14 protein-coding genes are annotated in these 21,150 nt (G+C 73.4%); 3 read left to right on the top strand and 11 right to left on the bottom strand.

Annotated features, from left to right (window positions below; all coding sequences use genetic code 11):
- Window positions 1–153 precede the first annotated feature (153 nt).
- Window positions 154–5,715 (top strand): tetratricopeptide repeat protein, encoded by a 5,562-nt coding sequence (locus Aau02nite_RS16625; protein WP_212989325.1) that lies wholly within the window; start codon window positions 154–156, stop codon window positions 5,713–5,715.
- On the opposite strand, the gene Aau02nite_RS16620 is transcribed toward Aau02nite_RS16625, so the two are convergent.
- Genes Aau02nite_RS16620 through Aau02nite_RS16600 form a run of 5 tightly spaced genes read right to left on the bottom strand, consistent with a single transcriptional unit; the run spans window position 5,687 to window position 10,926 of the window.
- Complete coding sequence (locus Aau02nite_RS16620) at window positions 5,687–6,760, bottom strand: GGDEF domain-containing protein (protein WP_212989324.1); 1,074 nt, start codon at window positions 6,758–6,760, stop codon at window positions 5,687–5,689. The two genes, Aau02nite_RS16625 and Aau02nite_RS16620, sit on opposite strands and share 29 nt — an antisense overlap.
- A gap of 50 nt (window positions 6,761–6,810) precedes the next feature.
- Window positions 6,811–7,692, bottom strand: a complete 882-nt coding sequence (locus Aau02nite_RS16615) for an EamA family transporter (RefSeq protein WP_212989323.1) — start codon at window positions 7,690–7,692, stop codon at window positions 6,811–6,813.
- Window positions 7,689–8,873: an ABC transporter permease gene (locus Aau02nite_RS16610; RefSeq protein ID WP_212989322.1), complete on the bottom strand. Its 1,185-nt coding sequence runs from the start codon at window positions 8,871–8,873 to the stop codon at window positions 7,689–7,691. The genes Aau02nite_RS16615 and Aau02nite_RS16610 overlap by 4 nt, the downstream gene beginning before the upstream one ends.
- Complete coding sequence (locus tag Aau02nite_RS16605) at window positions 8,870–9,586, bottom strand: ABC transporter ATP-binding protein (protein ID WP_438841141.1); 717 nt, start codon at window positions 9,584–9,586, stop codon at window positions 8,870–8,872. Before Aau02nite_RS16605 ends, Aau02nite_RS16610 begins: the two co-directional genes overlap by 4 nt.
- Window positions 9,583–10,926: an efflux RND transporter periplasmic adaptor subunit gene (locus Aau02nite_RS16600; RefSeq protein WP_246595199.1), complete on the bottom strand. Its 1,344-nt coding sequence runs from the start codon at window positions 10,924–10,926 to the stop codon at window positions 9,583–9,585. The genes Aau02nite_RS16605 and Aau02nite_RS16600 overlap by 4 nt, the downstream gene beginning before the upstream one ends.
- Before the next feature lie 279 nt (window positions 10,927–11,205).
- Here Aau02nite_RS16600 and Aau02nite_RS16595 point away from each other — a divergent pair, with 279 nt between their 5' ends.
- Window positions 11,206–11,394 carry a hypothetical protein gene (locus Aau02nite_RS16595; RefSeq protein WP_212989320.1) on the top strand — a complete coding sequence of 63 codons (189 nt, stop codon included), beginning with the start codon at window positions 11,206–11,208 and terminating at the stop codon, window positions 11,392–11,394.
- A gap of 68 nt (window positions 11,395–11,462) precedes the next feature.
- Here Aau02nite_RS16595 and Aau02nite_RS16590 read toward each other — a convergent pair whose 3' ends face one another.
- Together Aau02nite_RS16590 and Aau02nite_RS16585 are read right to left on the bottom strand one after the other, a co-directional pair.
- Complete coding sequence (locus Aau02nite_RS16590) at window positions 11,463–12,218, bottom strand: L,D-transpeptidase family protein (protein WP_246595198.1); 756 nt, start codon at window positions 12,216–12,218, stop codon at window positions 11,463–11,465.
- A 135-nt stretch (window positions 12,219–12,353) separates the two neighbouring features.
- Window positions 12,354–13,271 (bottom strand): CAP domain-containing protein, encoded by a 918-nt coding sequence (locus Aau02nite_RS16585; RefSeq protein ID WP_212989319.1) that lies wholly within the window; start codon window positions 13,269–13,271, stop codon window positions 12,354–12,356.
- Window positions 13,272–13,560: 289 nt separating this feature from the next.
- Between Aau02nite_RS16585 and Aau02nite_RS16580 the strand changes: the two genes are divergently transcribed.
- Window positions 13,561–15,504, top strand: a complete 1,944-nt coding sequence (locus Aau02nite_RS16580) for an acyltransferase family protein (RefSeq protein ID WP_212989318.1) — start codon at window positions 13,561–13,563, stop codon at window positions 15,502–15,504.
- 48 nt (window positions 15,505–15,552) lie between these two features.
- Here the strand turns inward: Aau02nite_RS16580 and Aau02nite_RS16575 are convergent, their stop codons facing one another.
- The 4 genes from Aau02nite_RS16575 to Aau02nite_RS16560 all read right to left on the bottom strand — a co-directional run bounded on the left by Aau02nite_RS16575 (window position 15,553) and on the right by Aau02nite_RS16560 (window position 21,150).
- Complete coding sequence (locus Aau02nite_RS16575; protein WP_212989317.1) at window positions 15,553–16,473, bottom strand: M64 family metallopeptidase; 921 nt, start codon at window positions 16,471–16,473, stop codon at window positions 15,553–15,555.
- A 102-nt stretch (window positions 16,474–16,575) separates the two neighbouring features.
- Window positions 16,576–17,244, bottom strand: a complete 669-nt coding sequence (locus Aau02nite_RS16570; RefSeq protein WP_212989316.1) for a response regulator — start codon at window positions 17,242–17,244, stop codon at window positions 16,576–16,578.
- A 49-nt stretch (window positions 17,245–17,293) separates the two neighbouring features.
- A complete protein-coding gene (locus tag Aau02nite_RS16565) occupies window positions 17,294–18,670 on the bottom strand; it encodes a sensor histidine kinase (RefSeq protein WP_212989315.1) in 1,377 nt (458 codons plus the stop codon).
- A gap of 20 nt (window positions 18,671–18,690) precedes the next feature.
- Window positions 18,691–21,150, bottom strand: a complete 2,460-nt coding sequence (locus Aau02nite_RS16560; RefSeq protein ID WP_212989314.1) for an ABC transporter permease — start codon at window positions 21,148–21,150, stop codon at window positions 18,691–18,693.

The following is a 21,150-nucleotide window of genomic DNA, read 5'->3' as shown; positions in this document are numbered from 1 at the left end:
GTGGTTAACCTTCCATCTCGTACGGCGGGGGAAGGGCTACCGGGCGCGGGTGATGCGTGCGCGGCAGCGAGAACGGGGGGTACGGATGCGGCAGCGGGCCGACGCGACGCAGCCACTGTCGTGCCCCGCCGCGGGTCGTACCGGGGTGACCCGATGAGCTTCGAAGACGACGAATACTGGGAATCCGAGTACGACGACAACCCGAAACGGCCGTACGGGGACACCACCGCGACCGCCCGGGACCCGTACGCGGACGCCGTCGCCGCCCGCTGGGGCGCCGATACCCGCCGTCCCCCGGCCCGCGCCCGATACGTCGAAGAAGACGAATTCGACGACATTCCCGAAGCCCCGCAAAACCCGGTGATCCCCCTCGATCCGGGCATCGACGAACTGGCCGAGCGCCGCCGCCAGCGCCGCCAGGACGGCTACCAACGGTCACCGAACCGCGACAAGCGGATCAAGCAGGCCTTCGACGGTGAGCGCCCCGGCTGGCTCGACGACCCCGCGTTCGCCCCGGCCGACCTCGACGCCGCCCCCGTCTCGCCGCCCGGCGCCGAGGGCTGGCAGCGCCGCAGCCTGGACTTCGATGAGCTCGAGTACGACGACCGCGACTTCGACGAGCGGGACTGGGAGGAGCAGCAGCGCTACACCGCGTCGCGCCGCTCCCGCGTCATCGAGAGCTGGGACGACGCCCCGGCCGACGAACCGGTCCGGCGCGGCCGCCGGGACGACATCCCGCAGCCGGTCAGCGGACGCGCCCGGGTGTCGCCGCCGGTGCCGGACGAGCCCGAGGAAGAGGTCGTGGCGGACCTCTACCGGCCGCGGCGCGACCAGGGCTTCGACCCGCTGGTGGACGACCTGCGCGAGGAGGACCTGCTCCCCTACGAGCGCCGGGCCGCCCCGGGGCGGGACCCCCGGCCGTCGCGGACCACGTGGGACATGCCGGCTGCGTCCGTACCGGATGAGGAGTCGCGGATCGCCCCGGCCGAGCCGTGGTCCGAGCGGCCCGCCGCCGAGGCGCCCCGCCCGGCCGCGGCCAGGGCCGGGGAACCGGAGACGCCGGAGGACGGCGAGACCCCGCGGGTGCTGAGCAAGGCCCCGCCGCCGGTGGTCCCGCGCGTGCTGAGCAAGGCGAAGCCGCCCGCGCCGCCGCGCGTGATCAAGAAGGCGGACCCGCCGGCGACGCCGCGGGTGGTCAAGGCGGCGCCGCAGACCGCGACGCCGCGGGTGGTGACGCCCGCGCTGCCGAACGTGCCGAAGACGCCGGCCGCTTCGGCCTCCGCACCCGCGGTCTCCGCGCCGGCGACGCCCGGGACGCGGCGGCCGGACGTGAGCCCGGCGGCGTTCGATCAGGGTCAGGCGGAGGCGGCCGGGTTCGAGCGGCGGCCGGGGGGTGCTGCTCCGGCTGCGTTCGATCAAGGGCGGGCGGCGCCTGGTCCCGGTAGTGGGCCGCGTAGGCCGCGGGTCGGGTTCGTGTCGTCGTCCGGGGTGACGGATGAGACGCCGGTCAGTCCGGCCGGGTTCGATCAGGTACGGCCGGGGTCGCCGGCTGCGGCGGGGCGGGCTCCGGTCAGTCCGGCCGCGTTCGACCGAGCCGCATCAGATTCTCCCGCTGCGTTCGACCGGTCCGCGCCAGTTTCCCCGGCTGCGTTCGACCAAGCCGCGCCGGTTTCTCCCGCCGCCTTTGATCAGGGGCGGTCTGCGCCTGATCAGAGGCGGTCTGCGCCGGGTGTTGCCGGGCGGGCTCCCGTCAGCCCGGCTGGGCCGGTTCACGATTCGGACACTGCCGGTTCGCGGCCCGGGGCCTCAGCGGGTTCCCGGCCCGGGGCCGTGGCGCCGCCCGGTCGGCGGGCTGCCGCAGCGCCGCCGGTCAACCCGGCGGAGCCGCGGAACCGGCCGCCTGTCATGCCGGCTGCCGCGCCTCCGCCGGTCCCGCCGTCCGCGCCCACGCCCATCTGGCGGCCCGCGATCGGTGAGTCGCCGCAGAGCCCGGCGGGACCGCAGACCCCGGCGGCCTTCACCCCGTGGGCCGACGGCGATGCACAGCACCACGATCCGCACGGCGCGTCCGCGCACGGTTTCCCGGCCGTGACCGATCCGCGCGGCGTTCCGGTGCACGACCCGCGGTTCTCGCCGCCGGCGGACGCGCAGGGCGCTGTGCCCGGGCAGGATTCCCGGTTCGTTGCGCCTCAGCATCCGCAGAGTGCCGGGGCGGGTCAGGACCCGCGGCTGGTCTCGCCTCAGGCGTTCGCCACGCCCGGGCTCGCCGACACAGATCCGCGGCTCGTGTCGCCCCAGCGACCGCTAGGCGCCGAGACCGACCCGCGGCTCGCTCGGCCTCAGCACCCGCAGGACCCGCGGCTCGTATCGCCTCAGGCGTTCGCCGCGCCGGGACCCGCCACCACGGACCCGCGGCTTGCTGCGCCGCAGAACGGTGGGCTTTCCCCGGCGGCGCCCGGCCCCGGCGGAACCGATCCGCGTGGTGTGCCGGTGCACGATCCCCGGTACACGTCGCCGCAGGACACGGACTCGCGCCTCGCGGCGCCGCGCGGGCGGCGGGCCGGGCCGGGCAATCCGCCGGCTGGTAACGGGACGCGCAGCCGGGCTTCGTTCGATGACGGGTCGACCGCGGAGACGCCGATCGTCGGTGGGCCGCGCACCGCGATGATTCTCTCCACGGGTACGCCGACCGCCGTACCGCCTTCGCAGCGGCCGCCGTCGCGTACCGCTCCGACCGTCGGTTCGCCGCAGCCTGCTGTCACCGCGTACGACCGGCCCGTCAGCAGCATCCCCGCGCAGGTCAGGCCCGTCACCGGGGTGCCGGTCCCGCCGGCGGCGGTCGAGGGTGAGGTTCTTCCGGCTCGCCACAGCACCGGCGGCCCGATGTCGCCGGCGGAGATGCCTACGGTCGGCATGGTGCGGCCGGGCTCCCCTGCTCCCGCCGGTAGCGATCCTTTCCCTGGCGACCCGGCGGCCTACGCCGACGTACCGGGCCAGCACCGCAGCCCGCAGCAGCCTCCCGCCGACCGGGCGATCCAGGTGCCCGCTCAGCGGCCGGCCGAGGGGGATGTTCCGCAGCAGGTTGCTCAGAGTTACCTGGCCGGGCAGGGCTACCTCGCCGATCCCGGCACTCAGGCCCGGCCCGGTCAGCCTCGGCACGGCAGCGGCCCGGCTCAGGGGGAGCCTGTGCTGCCGGTTCGCCCGATGGGTGCGCCTCCGCAGCCGCGCCACGGCGATCCCGCCGTCCAGCACCGGTCAGAGGAAGCAGCTCGCCGGGCCGCCGCACAGCAGGCGGAGGCCGCCCGCCAGGCTGAGGCAGCGCGCCAGGCCGAGGCTGCCCGTCAGGCTGAGGCAGCGCGTGAAGCCGAGGCCGCCCGGCAGGCTTCCCGCCAGGCTGACGCAGCCCGCCAGGCCGAGGCGGCACGGCAGGCTGACGCAGCCCGCCAGGCCGACGCAGCCCGCCAGGCCGACGCAGCCCGGCAGGCCGAGGCGGCACGCCAGGCCGAGGTCGCGCACCGGGCTCAGGTAGCTGCCCGGCAGGCTGAAGCCGCACGCCAGGCCGAAGCAACACGCCAAGCTGAGGCAGCACGGCAGGCCGACGCCGAACGCCAGGCCGAGGCAGCGCGCCAGGCCGAAGCAGCGCGCCAGGCCGAAGCAGCGCGCCAGGCCGAAGCAAGGCGGCAGGCGCAGATCGCCGCCCGGCAGGCCGAAGCGGCCGCCCAGCAGGCCGAGGCGGCACGCCAGGCCGAGGTGGCACGCCAGGCTGAGGCCGCGCGACGAGCGGAAATCGCGGCGCGGCAGGCGGAAGCGGCTGCCCGGCAGGCCGAGGCGGCACGCCAGGCCGACGCCGCACGCCGGGCCGAAGCAGCGCGCCAGGCGGAGGAGGCGGACCGCCAGGCCGAAGCGGTACGCCAGGCGGCTATCGCTGCCCGCCAGCTCGAAGCGGATCAGCACGCCGAAGCGGTTCGGCAGGCCGAGGCCGCGCGGCAGGCCGAGGAAGAGCGCCGGGCCGCGGAACTCGCCCGGCAGGCCCAGGCGAAACAGCTCTCCGAGGCGGCCTTCCGCGCCGGTGGGGTGCCGGCCGGCCGTCCCACCGCCGCGCCGCAGGCTGCCGGCGCAGCCGCGGAGGTCGTGCCGCTACGCAGTCCGAACGCCGGTGCGGGCAGTGCCACGCCGGTCTCACCGGTGCCTCCGGCCACCCGGCCCGGTCCGAACCCCGCCGCGAACGCCGCGCCGATCGGTCGCCTGATCACCTCCGGGCCGTCGGAGCCGCGCAAGTACGCCGATCAGGAGCTCGGACCCACCTGGTTCGGCGGCAAGCCGAAGGCCGGCGCGCCGGCGCAGGACGACGCCGCGGCCGAGGGCACGCCGACGCCGCAGCCGGGTTCGGAGCCGCACCACACATCAACGGAGCAGGACCAGGCCGCCGCGTCGAACGGGTCGGCGCCGCGGCACGGCCACCCGGCCCAGGCCGAACCGGCGCCCGCGTCCGCGCCGCCGGTCGACGCCCGGCCAACCGACCCGGGCCCGGCCCAGAACGGCTCAACCGGCCCAGCCCCGGCTCAGAACGGCTCAACCGGCCCGGTCCCCGCGCCGCCGGTCGACGCCCGGTCAGCCGCCGCCTCGGCCAACCCGGCCCACGGCCAGAACGGCTCAGCGCCCGCACCGCCGGCCGACGGGGTCGTGCTGAACCTGGACATCACCGGCCTGATGAACGGCATCGTCGGCGCCGCGACGACCATGACGCCGGAGCGGACGTCCGCCACGCCGGAGTCCCAGCCGGGCGGTCGGCATCACCCCGCGTCCCAGCCGAGCGAAGCCACCCAGCCGGGCGGCCGGCTCCAGCCGGCGACTCAGCCGAGCGAAGCCACCCGCCCGAGCGAGGCCGAGTCGACCGCCGGAGCCTTCCCGGCGCCCGGACCTGCGCAGTCGGCCATCGCGGTGCAGACGCCTGGTCAGCATCAGGTGACCGACCCGGAGCCGGTCGTCGACGGGCCGCTCGGCGAGGACCCCGGTGCTGCGACCGCCGAGGCGATGCTCGTACCCGGGCCGGAGCCCACCGAGATCAAGCCCTCTGCCCCCGCCCGGCCCAAGCCCCTGGGTCCGGAGGATCTGGCCGCGATCCGGTGGCGGCTGGACGGCGCCACCCTGCGGGAGGTCGTCGACGACCGGGATGCGCTGCGGGAGCTCGGTGAGCGGCTCGACGGACCGCTCGCCGACGAGCAGGACAATGTTGCCCGGGCCGAGCTGCTCAGTGTGCGGGCCGAGGTCTACCGGCTGCTCGATGAGCTCGGTATGGCCGCGGCCGCGAGCCGGCTGGCGCTGGCTCATGCCGAGTCGGCCGGGGATGTGCAGGCCACTGTCATCGCTCAGGCCGAGCTGGCGCATGTGCTGCGGTTGCGGGGGGACTACGCCGAGGCCGACCGGTTGTTCGAGCAGGCCGCCAGTTCCGAGGCGCCGGAGCTGCTGCGCAGCGTGGTGCACGAGAACGCCGGGCGCAGTGCCTTCGACCAGGGGCGGCACATGGAGGCGCTCGATCATTTCGCCCGGGCTGTGCGGCTGGGGCTGCCTGACGATCAGGAGCTCGTGCAGCGCATCGATGTGGCGCTCGAGGCCATCTACATCCATGTGCTGCGGGACGGCTGGGGTCCGTACCCGCGGTTGCGACGGGAGATTCTCGGCCTGGTCAGAGCCGCGGATCAGGAACGAAGCTAGGCATCTGGTCGACGTTGTGGCGCTCGCCGGCCACCGACACCCGGCCACGGCCCGACGTCTTCGCCTCGTAGAGGGCCGCGTCCGACGCGGCGACCAGGTCTTCGACCGTGCTCACGTCGCCGGGCAGCACCGCGATGCCGATGCTCACGCCGGGCGCGCCGCCCAGCAGGTCGGTGCGGTCCGCGATCGCTGAGCGCAGGGCGTCGGCGACACCCACGGCGGCGCGGCGTCCCATCCGCCGCAGCATGACGAACTCGTCGCCGCCGAGCCGGGCCGCGACGCCGGTCTCGCCGGCGACCTTGCGCATCGCGTCGGCGACGGCCTGCAGCACCCGGTCGCCCTCGGCGTGGCCGAAGGTGTCGTTGATGGCCTTGAAGTGGTCCAGGTCGATCGTGAGCAGGGCCAGGGACCCGTCGGTCCGCCGCGCCCAGGCGCCCTCGGCGACCAGCGCGTCGTCGAAGTAGCGGCGGTTGGCCAGGCCGGTGAGGTGGTCGGCGTTGGCCTGCCGTTCCAGGACGTCGCGCAGCCGGTCGGCGCGGGCCCGCAGGCTCTGCACGACCGTGGCCGACATCGTCATGGCCAGCACCATGGCGACCCAGTCGGAGGCGCCCCGCCGGGGTCCGAGGACCGCGAACACTGTGGCCGCGTCGCCCGCATACACCAGGAGCAGGTTGAGGATGAGCACGCGGCGGCTGAGGAAGTTCGCCGCGTACAGGATGGGCCAGAGGTAGAAGAGCTGCGAGCCGGTGGAGGCGTCGTGGGTGGCGAAGTTCAACCCGGCGACCACCGAGGTGGCCAGGATCGGGGCGATGAACCAGCTCACCCGGGGTACGGCCGTGGGCCGGCGAAAGCACAGCACACTGGCGAAGGCCATCAGGACGCTGATGACCCCGGCGACGATCAGGGTGATCAGGTTGACGCCCGGGTCGATGTACGACGTCACGAAGACGTACGGTGCCGCGGCCAGCGTGAGGTACGCGACCGCGCGAGAAGCTCCGTGCAGGTCGCGTAGCTCGTATGCGGGGGCTCGGACCCTGAGCGACACGTTCTTTGTTCGGCCTCCGCAGCCCCGACATGAGCTTTTGGCGCCGCCGCTCAGGCGGGAGAGGCCGGTGGGGGTGCCGAATCGCGCTGGGCCAGAGTGACGCCCAGGCTGGCCAGGCTCACCAGCAGCAGCGCCACCACCTCGCGCAGGCCGAGCCGCTGATGCAGCACCACGAGACCGGCGACGGCCGCGGCAGCCGGCTCCAGGCTCATCAGGATGCCGAAGACCCGGGTGGGCATCCGCCGCAGCGCGTTGATCTCCAGACCGTAGGACAGAACCGAGGACAGCAGCGCGACCGCGGCCGCGCCGGCGAGCAGGGACGGATGATCCAGTACGGCGGAAGCACCGCTAGCGCCGAACGGCAGGACGAGCACCGCCGCCACGGCGAGGGCCACCGCCAGGCCGCCCGTACCCGGAACCAGGGTGCCCAGGTGGGCACTGGCCAGGATGTAACCCGCCCAGCAGAGCCCGGCCGCGAACGCCAGCAGCAGCCCGCCCAGCGGCGCCGTGAAACCGGAGCCCAGGCCGAGCAGTGCGACTCCCCCAGCCGCCAGCAGCGCCCACAGCAGGTCGACCAGCCGGCGGGTCTGCACCAGGGTGAGCAGCAGCGGCCCGAGGAACTCGACCGTCACGCCGACGCCGAGCGGGACCGTTTGCAACGCCAGGTAGAAGAGCAGGTTCATGCCGGCCATCGCCACGCCGAGCAGCACGGCGGCGCGCCAGGCGGCAGCGGACCAGCCGCCGATCCTGGGCCGGAACGCGACGCCGAGGATGACGGCCGCGATCAGCAGGCGCAGCAGTGTGACGCCGGCGGCGCCGAGGTCGTCGAACAGCGTGCGGGCGACGGCGCTGCCGATCTGGACGGACGCGATGGCGGTGAGGACGAGCAGTGGAGCCGGCACGGTACGGCGCTCGCGGACAGTCGTGGTCATTCTGTCCGCAGGGCGACGACGGGATCGAGGCGCCCGGCCCGTTGCGCGGGCACCACGCCGAAGACGATGCCCACCAGCGCGGACACCCCGAACGCCAGGGCCAGCGACCACCAGGTGACGGCGGCCGGCACCGGGGACAGCCGGTCGACGAGCAGCGCGGCGGAGATGCCCAGCGCCATGCCGATGACGCCGCCGATCGTGGTGAGCAGGACGGCTTCGAGCAGGAACTGCAGGCCGATGTCGCGGGGCCGGGCGCCGACCGCCTTGCGCAGGCCGATCTCCCTGGTGCGTTCCCGGACCGAGACCAGCATGATGTTGGAGACGCCGACGCCGCCGACGAGCAGGCTGATCCCGGCGATGGCGGCCAGCACGCCGGTGAGCACGCCCAGGATGTCGCCCAGCACGCCGAGGATCTGCTCCTGGGTGACCGCGCTGAAGTCGCTCTCGGGGTGACGCTTGCTGAGGGCCGCGACGATGTCGGCGCCGAGGGTGTCGATGCGTTCCCGGTCGGGGGCGCGGATCGCCAGGGCGTCGATGCGGTCGGTGCCGAGCAGCCGCTGCGCGGCGGTGACCGGGATGTGCACCTCGCTGTCGCGGTCCACGCCGAGGCTCTGGCCGAGCTGTTCGAAGGTGCCGATCACCCGGAACCGGACGCCGCCGATGGTGATCTGCCGGCCGATCGGATCACGGTCGCCGAAGAGCTGGGTGGCCACCCCCGCACCCAGGACGGCGACGCGGCGGGCGGTGTTGACGTCCGAGCGGGTCAGGTAGCTGCCGCGGTCCAGGCGGCGGACGAACACGCTGGGGGTGGTCTCGAGGACGCCCTGCATGCTGGCGAACGAGGTGCGGCTGCCCGCCCGTACCGTCTCGCCGGAGGCCACCGTCACCGCGACCCGGTTGCGGTCGCCGACGACCCGGGAGACCGCCTCGACGTCGTCCAGGGACAGCGTCGACACCGAGGGCGCGGAGCCGGCCTCGAGCCGGCCCGGCACGACGATCAGCAGGTTGGAGCCGAGCCCCTCGACCTGCTGCTCGATCTGCTGCTTGGTGCCGGTGCCGATGGCCACGAGCGCGACCACGGCGGCGACGCCGATGACCACGCCGAGCATGGTGAGCACGCTGCGCAGCCGGTTGGCGCGCAGGGCGTCCAGAGCGACCCGCCAGGCCTCGGCCAGCCTCACGCGGTGCCGTCCCCGGCGTCCGGCGCGAGCGGGGCGGGCTCGACGATCAGGCCGTCGCGCATCACGATCTGCCGGTGGGCCCGCTCGGCGACCTCCCGGTCGTGGGTGACCAGGACGACGGCCACGCCGTCGGCGTTCAGCGATTCCAGCAGGGCCAGCACCGACTGGCCGGTGGTGGTGTCGAGATTGCCGGTGGGCTCGTCCGCCAGCAGCACCGAGGGGCCGGTGACCAGCGCGCGGGCGATGGCCACCCGTTGCTGCTCGCCGCCGGACATCTGGTTGGGCCGGTGGTCCATGCGGTGGGCCAGGCCGACGCGCTCGAGCATCTCGCCGGCCCGGGCCCGGCGCTCCCGGCGGCCGATGCCGCGGTAGACCAGCGGCAGGGCCACGTTGTCCCGGGCCGTGGTGCGGGTGAGCAGGTGGAACGACTGGAAGACGAAGCCGATCGTCTCGTTGCGGAGCCGGGCCATCTCGGGCGGGGTCAGCGTGGCGACGTCGCGCCCGCCGATGAGCAGGGTGCCGCCGGTGGGCCGGTCGAGACCGCCGAGCAGGTGCATGAGGGTGGACTTGCCGGAGCCGGACGTGCCGACGATGGCCAGGTAATCGCCGTCGGTCACGGTCAGGGACACCCCGCGCAGGGCGGTGACGGAGACGCCGTCCAGCTCGTACGTCCGCGAGACGTCCGTGGCCACGATGGCCGGGATGTCGCTCACGACACGGTCTGCCCGGGACTGACCTGGTCGGCACCGCCCACGATGATCTGCTGGCCGGCGCCGACGCCGGAGACGACCTGCACGACGTCCTCGCCCTGGACCCCGATCGTGACGGGCACCCGCTCGGCCTTGCCGCCGCGGACGGTCCAGACGGTGTCGCGGCCGTCGGCGGACACCACGGCCGACGCCGGCACGGTCACCGCGTCCTCGGCCTCGCGCACCTGCAGCCGGACGATCGCGCTCATGCCGGGCCGGGGCGTCGGCGCGGCCCGGCCGTCGGCATAGCGGCCCTTGCCCAGGCTGAGCCGCACGCGGTAGGAGACGCCGCCCCGCGCCGAGGTGGTCGGCAGCAGATCGACGGCACGCACGCCGGCCTCATAGGTCGCGCCGGTGGCGGCGTCGAGCTCCGCGGTCGCCTTGCCGCCGGCCTGCACGAGCAGCACGTCGGTCTCGTCGACCTCGGCGGCCAGGCCGAGCCGGCCGGTGTCGACGATGGTCAGGATCGGCGTGCCCGCGCCGACCGTCGCGCCCTGCGGGACGGCCGAATCCACGCCCGCCACGGGAGCCTGCGCCGGCGCACCGGCCGCGGCGGCCGAGGCCGGGTCGGCGAGCAGGTCGGTGAGCGCGGAGGTGCCGCCCGGGGCGGTGCCGCCGAGCTGAACGACGCCGGAGACGGGAGCGCGCAGGGTGAGCGCGTCGACGGCCGCTTCGGCCAGGTCGTACGCCTGCTGGGCCTGCAGCCGCTGGGCCGTGCCGAGGGCGTTGACCGCCTGGCCCAGGCCGGCGACGCCGCGCTGCACCGAGCGCAGGGCGGCACCGGCCGCGTCGGAGGCGGCCTCGTACTGCTGCTGGGCGGCCTTCACCTGGGCCAGCAGGGCGGTCTTGAGCTCGGCGTCGGTCACCTTCTCCGCGGCGTCGCGGGCGTCGGTGAAGGCCTTGTCGGCGCGCTGGTCCGTGCGGTGCTGGGCGGCGGCGAACCCGGCAGTGCCACCGGTGGACGGCACGCCGCCCGAGGACGCGGCGTCCAGGGCCCGGGCCGCCTGCTCGAGGCGGCGCTCGGCGGCCGGTGAGTCGACCACGGCGACCACCTGGCCCTTGCGGACCTGGTCACCGGCGTCGAAGCGCAGCTCGGCCAGCGTGCCCTCGGCGGGCGAGGTGACCGTGGCGGCGGCGCGGGCGGTGACCGAGCCGGAGGCCTCGACGATCTCGGCGACGGTGCCCATCGCGGCGGCGCCGACGGTGAGGGCGGACGGCTCGTCGCCGCAGGAGGCCGCGGTCAGGGGTGGCAGCAGAACGAAAGCGACCAGCAGAGTGCGGGCGCGGCGGTGGGGGCGGGACACGAGCGCCACTCTATGCCGGGACACCGATCAGAAAACCGGGCCGATCGGACAGCTGATCTATATCGGTCGGAAGGATTTGCCACCCGGGTCGTGTCGGTTATCCGCCCGACAGCCGACCTGTGGGCGACTGCGCAGGTCAACGCTGGACGGGAGGCTTACTGGAGGGCCTGGCCAACGGGCCTGCCCCGAGGCACAATCGGCCGACGGATTGAACCGGGCGCCGTACGGCAGCCGTAATCCAGGTCACGTGCCCCATCTGCGTACGCGAAGGACGGGACCATGCTGCGCGCCGACGAACTGACGATCGTGCACCACGACGACACGGTGAGCCACTTCACCGACGTGACGTACACGCTGAACCGGCAGGGACTGCGGGTGTTCACCGCGACCGGCGACGAGAAGGCTTTCCCCGGTCACGACGTGCTCACCACGCATGCCCGGACCAGCCACCAGGAGCTCGCGGCCTGACCCCCGTACCGGAAAAAGACGGCCCACCGGCTCAGGCCGGCGGGCCGTCTCTGCGCTTGCCTACCTGATCAGGTGCCCGGCCGGCGGCCGATGAGCTTGACCGTCATGCCGATCTTGCCGATCTTGTAGTACTTCTTGGCGTCCGCCGGCAGCAGGTTGACGCAGCCGTGCGAGCCCCGCCACGCATCGTGGATGTACGTGGTCGTCTGGTGGAAGCCCTTGCCGCCGCTGAAGCGCTGCCAGTACGGCAGCCACACCTCGTACGGGTCGGACCATTCCTTCTTGGTGCGCTTGTTGATCTTGAAGGAGCCCGCCGGCGTGCGGTACCCCTTCATGCCGGTCCGGGTGACCGTCGGCTTGGCGTAGACCTTGCCGCTCTTCATCACCCAGGTGGTCTGGTTCGTCAGGTCCACGCAGAACGTGTAGCCCGACTTCTTCGCCTTGCACTTCGACGTCTTCGTGGCGGCGAGCCGCTTGGCCACTCCGTGCGTCGTCGGACCGGCCAGTCCCGCGGCCGGCTTGATGCCGAAGCGGGTCTGGAACTTCTTGATCGCGGCACAGTCCTTGGCCGACTGCTTGCCGTCGACCGTGACCGTGCCGTAGCCGCCGATCTTCTTGAGGTAACCCTCGACCTGCTTCTGGTACTTGCCCGTCGAGCACGAAGCCGCGGCGGCCTTCGTGACGACGACGGCGGTCATCGGTGTGGCGCTCACCGTCCGGGTCGCGGCACCGGCCGCGCCCGGGGACAGCACCACGGCGCCGAGCCCACCGCCGACCGCTACCGCCAGCACGGCGGTGGCGAGGCGTGCGGAAACCCGCTGCACTCCCAAAATCGTCCTCCCCAGGAGATGTGTCCGCACATCGAAGCACACCCGCGCTTCCGGGAAGGTCCGCCGGACGACTGTGGCATCAATCCGGTAGGTCACATACTGCGGTCGTCGCTCAGCGTTTTCGCCCGGTCACTGCGGGGTGGCGAAGTCCTGCACCCAGTACGGCGTACGGTCGGCACTGAAGGCCAGGCCCACGCCCACCTCGCGCAATGCGCAGTCCATGATGTTCTCGCGGTGCTCGGGGCTCTTCATCCAGCCGTCGACGACCTCGGCCACGCTGTCCTGGCCGCGCGCGATGTTCTCGCCGTAGCGCGACCACTGGTAACCCGCGTCCTCGACCCGGTCGCCGGCCCGCTGCCCACGCAGGTCCTCGTGGGCGAAGTAGCCGCGCCGGGCCATCTCGGCGGCGTGCCGGTTCGCCGCCACGATCAGCCGCCGGTCGACGGTGAGCTTGTCGCAGCCCCCGCGCCGCCGGTTCTCGTTGACCAGCGTCAGCGCCTGCTGCTGGACGCTGCCGCCGGGGTCGGTGGAGAGGGCCTGGCTGGTGGTCACGTCCCGCTGGGCGGCCGAGAAGGCGTTCGGCTTGCCACCGCGGACGGGCCGGTCGGCCGCCGGCTTCGCGTCGGCCCGGTCGTCGGGCTTGACGTCGGGCTTGGCGGCCGCCGGGGAACCGGCAGCCGGGCGGGTCGCCGCATCGGCAGCCGGGCGGGCAGCTGTCGTCGCCGCGCCGGGCGCGGCCGGCTGATCCGCCGCCGGCTTCGCCGGATCGACCGCACCCCCGGGCCGGGCGGGGGCATGAGCGCCGGTGGCGGGCGTCAGCTGACCGGCGGGAGCAGCCGGATCACCGGGTACGGCGGGCAGCCCGGCAGTCGCCGGTACGCCGGCATCGGCCGGAAGTTGCGGAATGGCCGGCAGGTCGGGCAGAACCATCGACGGCGCCGCCGGCGTGGCCGGAGTCTCCTCCGCACCCGCGGTGGTGGCCACCATGATCCCGCCGGCCAGCACCGCCGAGACCGCGGCGGTCACTACGACAGCAGGCTTGCGCATCCCGTGTGTCTCCCTTTGCCTCTCGGGCCGCGCCCGTGCACGCCGCCTCCGAGGTGGACCAACGTCGGCACCACCCAACGGTGACTACCGCAGGTTTCGGCCGGTTCTCCCCCACAACCCGGCGACAGGGCCACTGACCTGCGGCTTTCCGGCTCGGGAGGGATCACCGACAACACACAATCGCACTGACAATCCGGACACTTCATCCCTTAGGGGTAACCCGCCCGGGCGTACTTGTGGACCGCTCCGGAGGTGCTGGCCGGGGTCCGGACGCCGCTAGCGTGCTCCGGTGCGCAACCGCTATCTGGACCTGCTCCGCGCCGCCGCCATCGTCCGGGTGATCGTCTACCACCTGTTCGGCTGGCCGTGGCTGTCGATCCTGCTGCCCGCGATGGGCATCATGTTCGCTCTGGCCGGTTCGCTGACCGCGGCCTCGCTGGACCGCCGGCCGGCCGGCTCGGTGATCACGTCCCGGCTGCGCCGACTGCTGCCCCCGCTGTGGCTGCTGGGGGCGATCGCGGTACCCGCGATGCTGTACCTGGGCTGGACCGAGCAGGACGGCGGCGACGAACCGCTGAGCTGGAAACTGGGCCTGTGGCTGCTGCCGATCGGGGACCCGCCGGGCAGCGAACGGGGTATCGAGGTCTGGGAGCCGCTCTGGTACGTCCGGGCGTACCTGTGGTTCGTGGTGCTGTCGCCACTGCTGTACCTGGCGTACAAGAAGATCGGGTGGGCCGCGGTGGCCGCGCCGATCGTGCTGATCGCGGTCCTCGACAAGACCGGCCTCGCGTTGCCGTTCGGCCGGGCGGACGCGGCGATGTGGGACTTCGCCACGTACGGCGCGTGCTGGATCGCGGGCTTCGCGCACCACGACGGCCGCCTGGCCCGAATCCGCCCCGGCCTGGTGGTGGCAGTCTCGGCGGTCCTGGGCCTGGCCGCGCTGTACTGGCTGAAGGGGCACGCGGCGGAGTCGGGCTGGGACCTCAACGAGGTCCCGGAGTCACAGGCGCTGTGGTCGCTGGCGTTCGTGCTGCTGGCGCTGCGCTGGCAGCCGGACATGGCGTGGCTGGAACGCAAGCCCCGCCTGGACGGCGCGGTGAACCTGCTGAACGCGCGCGCGGTGACGATCTATCTGTGGCACAACATCGCGATCGCGGCGATCTGGCCGGTGCTGACCGTGCTGGCGCTGGACGATCTGGGTTTTCTGGACGGGCCGATCGATCTGGTGGCCTCGCTGGCGCTGACCATGGCGGCGGTCGTGGCGTTCGGATGGGTGGAGGACCTGGCGGCACGGCGGAAGCCGCGGTTCTGGCCTACGGAGGGTGGGCGGCGGGCCGCTACTGAGCCGATGGCCGGGGACCCGGGGGCCTCCTCGCGGCCTGGTGGTGACGCGTTGTCGTTGCGGCCCGCTGACGACCTGGTCTCGGCGCGGTCCGCTGGTGATCTGTCGGCGTCGCGGCCCACTGATGACCTGCTCTCATCGCGGTCCACTGGTGATCTGATGGCGTCGCGGCCCACTGATGACCTCATCTCGGCGCGGCCTGCTGGTGACTCTTCGCCTTCCGGCGGGCCGGATGGGTGGGGCGCTGCGGAGCCGTCGTCCGGATTTGTTCCGGCAGGGTCGGTGGTTGCCGGTTCGGGGGCTGGTGGTGGTGTGACGCGGCAGGGGCCGTGGGCTTCGGGTGCGGCTGCACCGGTTGTGCTGGGTGGCGGAAGGTCCGGGCCGCTGCGGCGCGATGCTGTGGCGCCGTTTCCTGAGGCTGCGGTGTCGTTCGGGTTGCCGGAGGTGGGTTCGGGGTTCCGCGATCCGGAGGAGAGTGTGGACGGGGCGCGGCCTGCTGCTGGGCCGTCGGCCGCGGCTGCCGCGGCGCCCATGCGCAGGTCTCCCGCGCCCGGATCGCCCGCGCCATCCCAGCCCGGACCTCCCGCCGCCGGGTCGTCCCCACCTAGATCTCCAGGAGCGGGATCACCCCTGCCCGGATCTCTTGGGGCCGGACCGCCCCTACCCGGACCCCTTGAGGTCGGACCGCCCCTACCCGGACCGCCGGCAGCGAGGCCGACCCTGCCGCAATCGCCCGCAGCGGGGTCATCGCTGCCGGGATCGCCCGCAGCGGGGCCTCACGTCCCGGGTCCGCACCCTGCGGGGCCGTCCGCGCCGTCGCCGGGGCATGGCGGCGAAGATCGGGCGGTGGCCGGCTCGTGGTTCGGCGAGGAGCACGACGAACCGAAGTGAGGCAGTGCGTGCGGGCGGGCCCGCTCTCCCCGGTCCGCCCGCGCCCGGTCAGCCGGTTCGGGCCTGGATCGCCGCGGTCAGCTGGTCGATGCCGATGAGGTTGAACTCGTTGCCCAGTGATCGCATCATCGAGTCCTCGCTCGGCCGGTACACGCCGAGGTCGTAGTAGGAGCCGCCCTCGAAGGTGCCGATCACACCGCCGTCCGGGGTGGGTCGGCCCAGGTAGCTGAACCATTTGAGCCGCTGCGCGCGCATGGTTGCCTCGTTCGCCATCGAGGTGTTGGGTTCGGCCGGTTCGCCGCCGGGGTAGGTGCCCGGGTCGCCGCCGTACTCGTCGGCCAGGCCGCCGATCGAGTGGCCCAGTTCGTGCACGACGATGTCGCCGGAGAGCGCGTTGCCGCCGCTGGACACGGACACGCGGCCGCCCGAGCCGCCGTAGGTGGCGCTGTTGACCAGGACGAGAGCCTGGTCGGCGCCCGGCGCCAGCGCGGCGTACTGCAGGGCCACCGTGTCGTCGACGCAGACCAGCCGGTCCAGGCCCCCGCAGAAGAACTCACCGTCGAGGGCGGTGTCCTTCTCGATACCGAGGGTGGGGTCGTTGTCCGATCCGGACTGCGCCGAGATCGCATTGACCTGCCAGACGTTGAAGCTGCTCTTGAGCGTCCGGAACGGCTCGATCGCACTGAGCTGGGCCCAGCGGGTGAGGACCTGGCTGTGGAACAAGGCCTGCTCCGCGGCGGTGTAGCCGTCACCGACGAAGACGAGGTCGTAGCGGCTGCCCGGCGCCCCGGTCTGCTGGATCGTCACTACCTCGGCCGCGACGTCGACGGACTTGGTGGTCCGCGGCAGGTCGGCCACCCGTACGGTCTCCTTCCGCACCGAGCCGTCCGGTGAGAACACCTCCCGCACCTGGGTCCGGGTGTCCGCGGACGCCGGCAGCTGGACGAGCCCGTAGACCACGGCGGTCATCGCGACAGCCGCCGCCGTCAAAGCCACCCTTCGGCTTCGCACTCGTATCACGGGCGCCTCCTGGATCTCGCAATGGAGGACCCAGGCTACATCTGCGCCTGTCTATGCATTGGGCCGGACCAGACCGGTCTCGTAGGCGAGCACCACAGCCTGCACCCGGTCCCGCAGCTCCAGCTTGGCCAGGATCCGGCCGACGTGGGTCTTCACGGTGGTCTCGGCGACATGCAGCCGCTCGCCGATCTCGGCGTTCGACCGGCCCTGCGCGACCAGCAGTAAGACCTCGCGCTCCCGGTCGGTCAGCGTCGTCAGCCGCTCCGCGGCGCTGTGCACCACCGGGACGGCGGGCTCCAGCTGAGCGGCGAACCGGTCGAGCAGCCGCCGGGTGACGCGGGGCGCCACGATGGCGTCGCCGCCCGCGACGGCCCGGATCGCCGCGAGCAGGTCGTCGGGCGGGGCGTTCTTGAGCAGGAAACCGCCGGCCCCGGCCTGCAACGCCGCGAACGCGTCCTTATCGGTGTCGTACGTGGTCACCGCGAGCACCCGGGCCGGATTCCCCGTCGCGACCAGTTCCTTGGTGGCGTCGATGCCGTCCATGACCGGCATGCGGATGTCCATCACGACGACGTCGGCCACAACGTCACGCAGCAGCCGCAGGGCCGCGGCCCCGTCGGCGGCCTCCCCGACGAGCACCATGTCCTTCTGCACGGAGATGATCGACCGGAACCCTCGCAGTACGAGCTCCTGGTCGTCCACGACGACGACCCTGATCACCCGCCACCGCCCCGGGCATCTGCTTCGCCGTCCACCGTGCCGCCCCCGCTCATGCTGTCTTCGTCGACGCTGTACTCGGCGACGCTGTGTCCATCGGTGCCGTGCTGGATGGTGCCGTGCTGGATGGTGCGGTGCTCGTCGGGGTCATCGTGCTCCTCGACGTCCGGGGGATGGTCGCCACCACCCGCCAGCCACCCTCGGCTCGCGGGCCGGCCACCAGGTCGCCGCCGTGTATGGTCACGCGTTCCCGCATCCCGGCCAGGCCGTGACCGGGCCGGGCCGGTACCGCGTTCGCGACCCGCCGGACCCCGCCACCGTCGTCGCTCACCTCGACCCGCACCGACTGCGGCGTGAAGGCGAGGCGCACCGTCACCGCGGCGTCCGTCCCCGCGTGCCGCAGCGTGTTGGTCAGGGACTCCTGAATGATCCGGTACGCCGTGACCTCCTGCGCCGCGGTGAGGCGGTCCGGCGTGCCGACGGTCTCCCGGACCACCCGTAGCCGGGACCGCGCCACGAGACCGTCGATCTCCTTGAGCCCGATCGCCCTGCGCCCCGTTTCGTCGCCGTCCAGGAGATCGTCCTCAGCCACCGCTCCGCCTGCGGCACCGACGTCCCCGGAGTCACGGCCGATCCCCCAGCTGCGGCCTGGTTCGGCCCCGGACCGGTCGCCCGGGCCTTCTGTGTCGCCGGGAGCCCGCGACGGGGTGCCCCGCAGCAGCTGGATCACCCGGCCCATGTCGTCGAGCGCTTCGCGGCCGGTCTCGGCGATCGCCGCCAGAGCCTCGCGGGCGGGCGTGTCGGGTCCTTCGAGCGTGTAACCGGCGGCGTCAGCCTGGACGATCATCACGCTGAGGCTGTGCGCCACGACGTCGTGGATCTCCCGGGCGATGGCCGCCCGTTCCTCGGCGACGGCGAGCAGGGCCAGGTGGTCACGCTCGCGTTCGAGGGTGGCGGCACGTTCCTCGAGGGTCTGCACGTACAACCGCCGGGTGCGTACCCCGTAGGCGGTGACCCAGGTCGCCACCGTCACCGCGCCCACGACCCAGAACACCACCCAGAAGTTGCCGGAACGGTGATGCTCCACGAACGCCGCGACCAGCACCGCGACGCCGGCACCGGCGCCCGCGACCACTCCCCAGCGCAGCTGGGGCCGGTACAGCACCACGGAATACATGGCGATCAGCACGGCGACGTCGAACATCCGCACGTAGCTGTTCATCAGCAGGTGCAGCGGGGCCAGCAGATAGACGGCGGCCAGCACGGTCAACGGCAGGTGCCGCCGCCAGATCAGCACGAGCGCCATGGCCAGGCCGCAGATCTTGACCGACCACGGCAGGCGATACTCGAACAGGGTCAGGGCAGCGACGAACGCCGCCACAGCTCCGTCGAACAGCCAGGGCCGGATCCACGCGCCGATGCGCCGCACGTCCCCCACGATAGAAGGCTTCACGCGTCCGCCATCGCGCCGACGACAGAAGCCCGTGCCGCCCGCCGGGACGGCAGCACCGCCGCGCCCGCCCCGGCCACCGCCGCGATGACCACGAAGCTCGCGAGTTGCCCGCCCGGAACGACCAGCAGCGCATCGGTGGGGCCGAACGCCGCCTCCGCCGTCAGCCACCCGTAGAGCACGCCGAACGCCACCCCGGCCACAGCACCCGCCGCGGCCATCAGCAGCGCCTCGATGAGCAGGGTCGCGCGCAGCTGACCCCGGGTCAGGCCGAGCGCCCGGATCAATGCCGATTCCCTGGTGCGCTCCAGGACGGACAGCGACAGCGTGTTGGTGATGCCGACCAGAGCGATGACCAGGGCGAAGCCGAGCAGCACCGCGATGATCCCGACGATCTGGCGGACCGCGGCGCCTCGCTCGGCGCGCACCGAGGCGAGGTCGTCGACCTGTACGAGGGGATGCGCGGCCAGGGCGGCGTCGATCCGTTGCCGCGCTGCCGGGGCATCCGTCCCGGGCGCCGCGCGGAGCAGGATCAGGCTGTCGTCGCGCTGCCCGGGATAGAGGGCCGCGAAGTCGCCCGGCCCCAGGATCACCTCGCCGACCAGGTCGGAATTCTGCACCAGCGCGGCGACTCGCACGGTGTGCTTCCGGCTTCCGGCCGTCACCACCAACTGGTCGCCGACCTCGCCCTCACCCGTCGCCACCAGCGCCGTCCCCGGGCCGAACTCGGCCAGCCGTCCGGCAGTCACTTCCGGCCGGTATGCCGTGCCGATCGCCGCGCCGCTGATGCCGGCAACCGTGACCGTGCCACCGGGCACCCGCCCATCGGCCCGCTTGACTCCGGCGATGAGGTCGAAGGCGCGGTCACCGCTCAGGCCCGCACCGACCGCCGGTGCGATCCCCCGCTGCCCAGCAGCCGGGGTGATCAGATAATCGACCGGGTACGCCTGGTCGAGCTGAACCTCGGCCGTGCGGTCCACCGTCGCGGCGATCGTGCTGCCACCGGCCATCAGCCCGACACCGACCAGCAGGGCGGCTGTCGTCGCGGCCGTCCGGCCCGGATTGCGCCGCGCGTTGGCGATCGCCAGTCGTGCGGGGACCCCGAACAACCGGCCCGGCAGCCACCCCAGCACGGCGACGAGCCGGCCGATGACCAGCGGCGAGATCAGCAGCAGGGCGAGGAAGTTGCCGATCCCGCCAGCCACGACCAGGATCATCGCCGGTTCGGGCTGCGCGAGCCGCAACCCTGCCACCGTCGTCAGCGTGCCGGCCACCGCCACCAGGGCCGCTGCGACAACCAGGCTCCGCCGCGACCGACCGGTGGCCGGCACCGCCATCCGCAGGGCGGCGACGGGCGGGATGCGCGTCGCCCGTACGGCGGGAACCACGGCGGAGACCATGGTCACGAGCGGCCCGACGATGAGTGACACCAGCAGAGGGTAGGGCGTGAGGACGAGGCCGCCCGACGGCAGTTGGAGCCCCAGCGCGACCGAACCGGCCAGCAGCCCCCAGGCCACCGCATAGCCGAGCACGAGGCCCAGCACGGCACCGGCGGCGCCCACCAGCGCAGAGTCGGCGAGCAGAGAGCGCAGGATCTGACCCCGCCGTGCGCCGACGCAGCGCAACAGCGCTGTCTCCCGCTGCCGCTGGGCGACCAGAATGCCGAAGGTGTTGGCGATGACGAATCCGGCCACCAGCACGGCCACCGCGGCGAACAGCAACAGGCCGATCGTGAGCCCGCTGATCTGAGCGAACGCCTGCTTCGCCAGGTCGCGCCGGAGCTGGTCACCGGTGCGGGCCACCGCCTCCGCCGGCACGGGCAGCCGATCGCGAACTGCCTCCGCCTCGGCGCCGGACCCGATGGTCGCCACCACCTCGCGGTAGCCCGTGGCATCGGTCAGCCGGGTGAGAGCGGCCCGGGTGAGCACGGTGGTGGAGACGCCTCCGGTGATCGCCACGATGCCGACGATGCGTAACGAGCGGCGCTGATCGGAGGCGTCGACCACGGTGGCGGAGTCACCGATCCGGTAGCCCGTCGTCTCCGCTGTCTTGCTGTCGATCGCCGCCTCACCGTCGGAGGCGGGCGGCGAACCCGAGGTGAGGTCGTACGGCCGCAGGGCAGAGTCGTCGCCGACGTCGATGCCGTAGCCGGGCGTGCCGAACGAGGCGACCAGCCGGCCGTTGCGGTCGAGCAGCGGCAGCCGCTCCCGCATGCGGCCCGCGACCGACGCGACGCCGTCCGTGCGACGCACGGCCTCCAGGTCAGCCGGCGCGAGCCGGCCGCCCGGCGCGGCGGTGAGTGCCACGTCGACGTTGCGGGCCGCCCGAGCGTACTGGTCGACGAGGGCACCCTTCGCGCTGTCACTGAAGATCATGGTGCCGGCCACGAAGGCGACGGCGAGCACGATCGCCAGCCCGGTCGGCACCAGGCGGCGCGGACGCAGTCCGGTCCTCCGCAT

Source organism: Actinoplanes auranticolor (assembly GCF_018332655.1).
In the GTDB taxonomy this organism is placed as follows: Bacteria; Actinomycetota; Actinomycetes; order Mycobacteriales; family Micromonosporaceae; genus Actinoplanes; species Actinoplanes auranticolor.
This window is presented reverse-complemented; position numbering and strand designations above follow the sequence as displayed.

Excerpts from the sequence above, each read along its gene's own strand:
- Aau02nite_RS16625 (WP_212989325.1), top strand. The coding sequence starts at position 154 with ATGAGCTTCGAAGACGACGAATACTGGGAATCCGAGTACGACGACAAC.
- Aau02nite_RS16615 (WP_212989323.1), bottom strand. The coding sequence starts at position 7,692 with ATGACCACGACTGTCCGCGAGCGCCGTACCGTGCCGGCTCCACTGCTC.
- Aau02nite_RS16595 (WP_212989320.1), top strand. The coding sequence starts at position 11,206 with ATGCTGCGCGCCGACGAACTGACGATCGTGCACCACGACGACACGGTG.
- Aau02nite_RS16585 (WP_212989319.1), bottom strand. The coding sequence starts at position 13,271 with ATGCGCAAGCCTGCTGTCGTAGTGACCGCCGCGGTCTCGGCGGTGCTG.
- Aau02nite_RS16575 (WP_212989317.1), bottom strand. The coding sequence starts at position 16,473 with ATGACCGCCGTGGTCTACGGGCTCGTCCAGCTGCCGGCGTCCGCGGAC.
- Aau02nite_RS16560 (WP_212989314.1), bottom strand. The coding sequence starts at position 21,150 with ATGCGGAGGACCGGACTGCGTCCGCGCCGCCTGGTGCCGACCGGGCTG.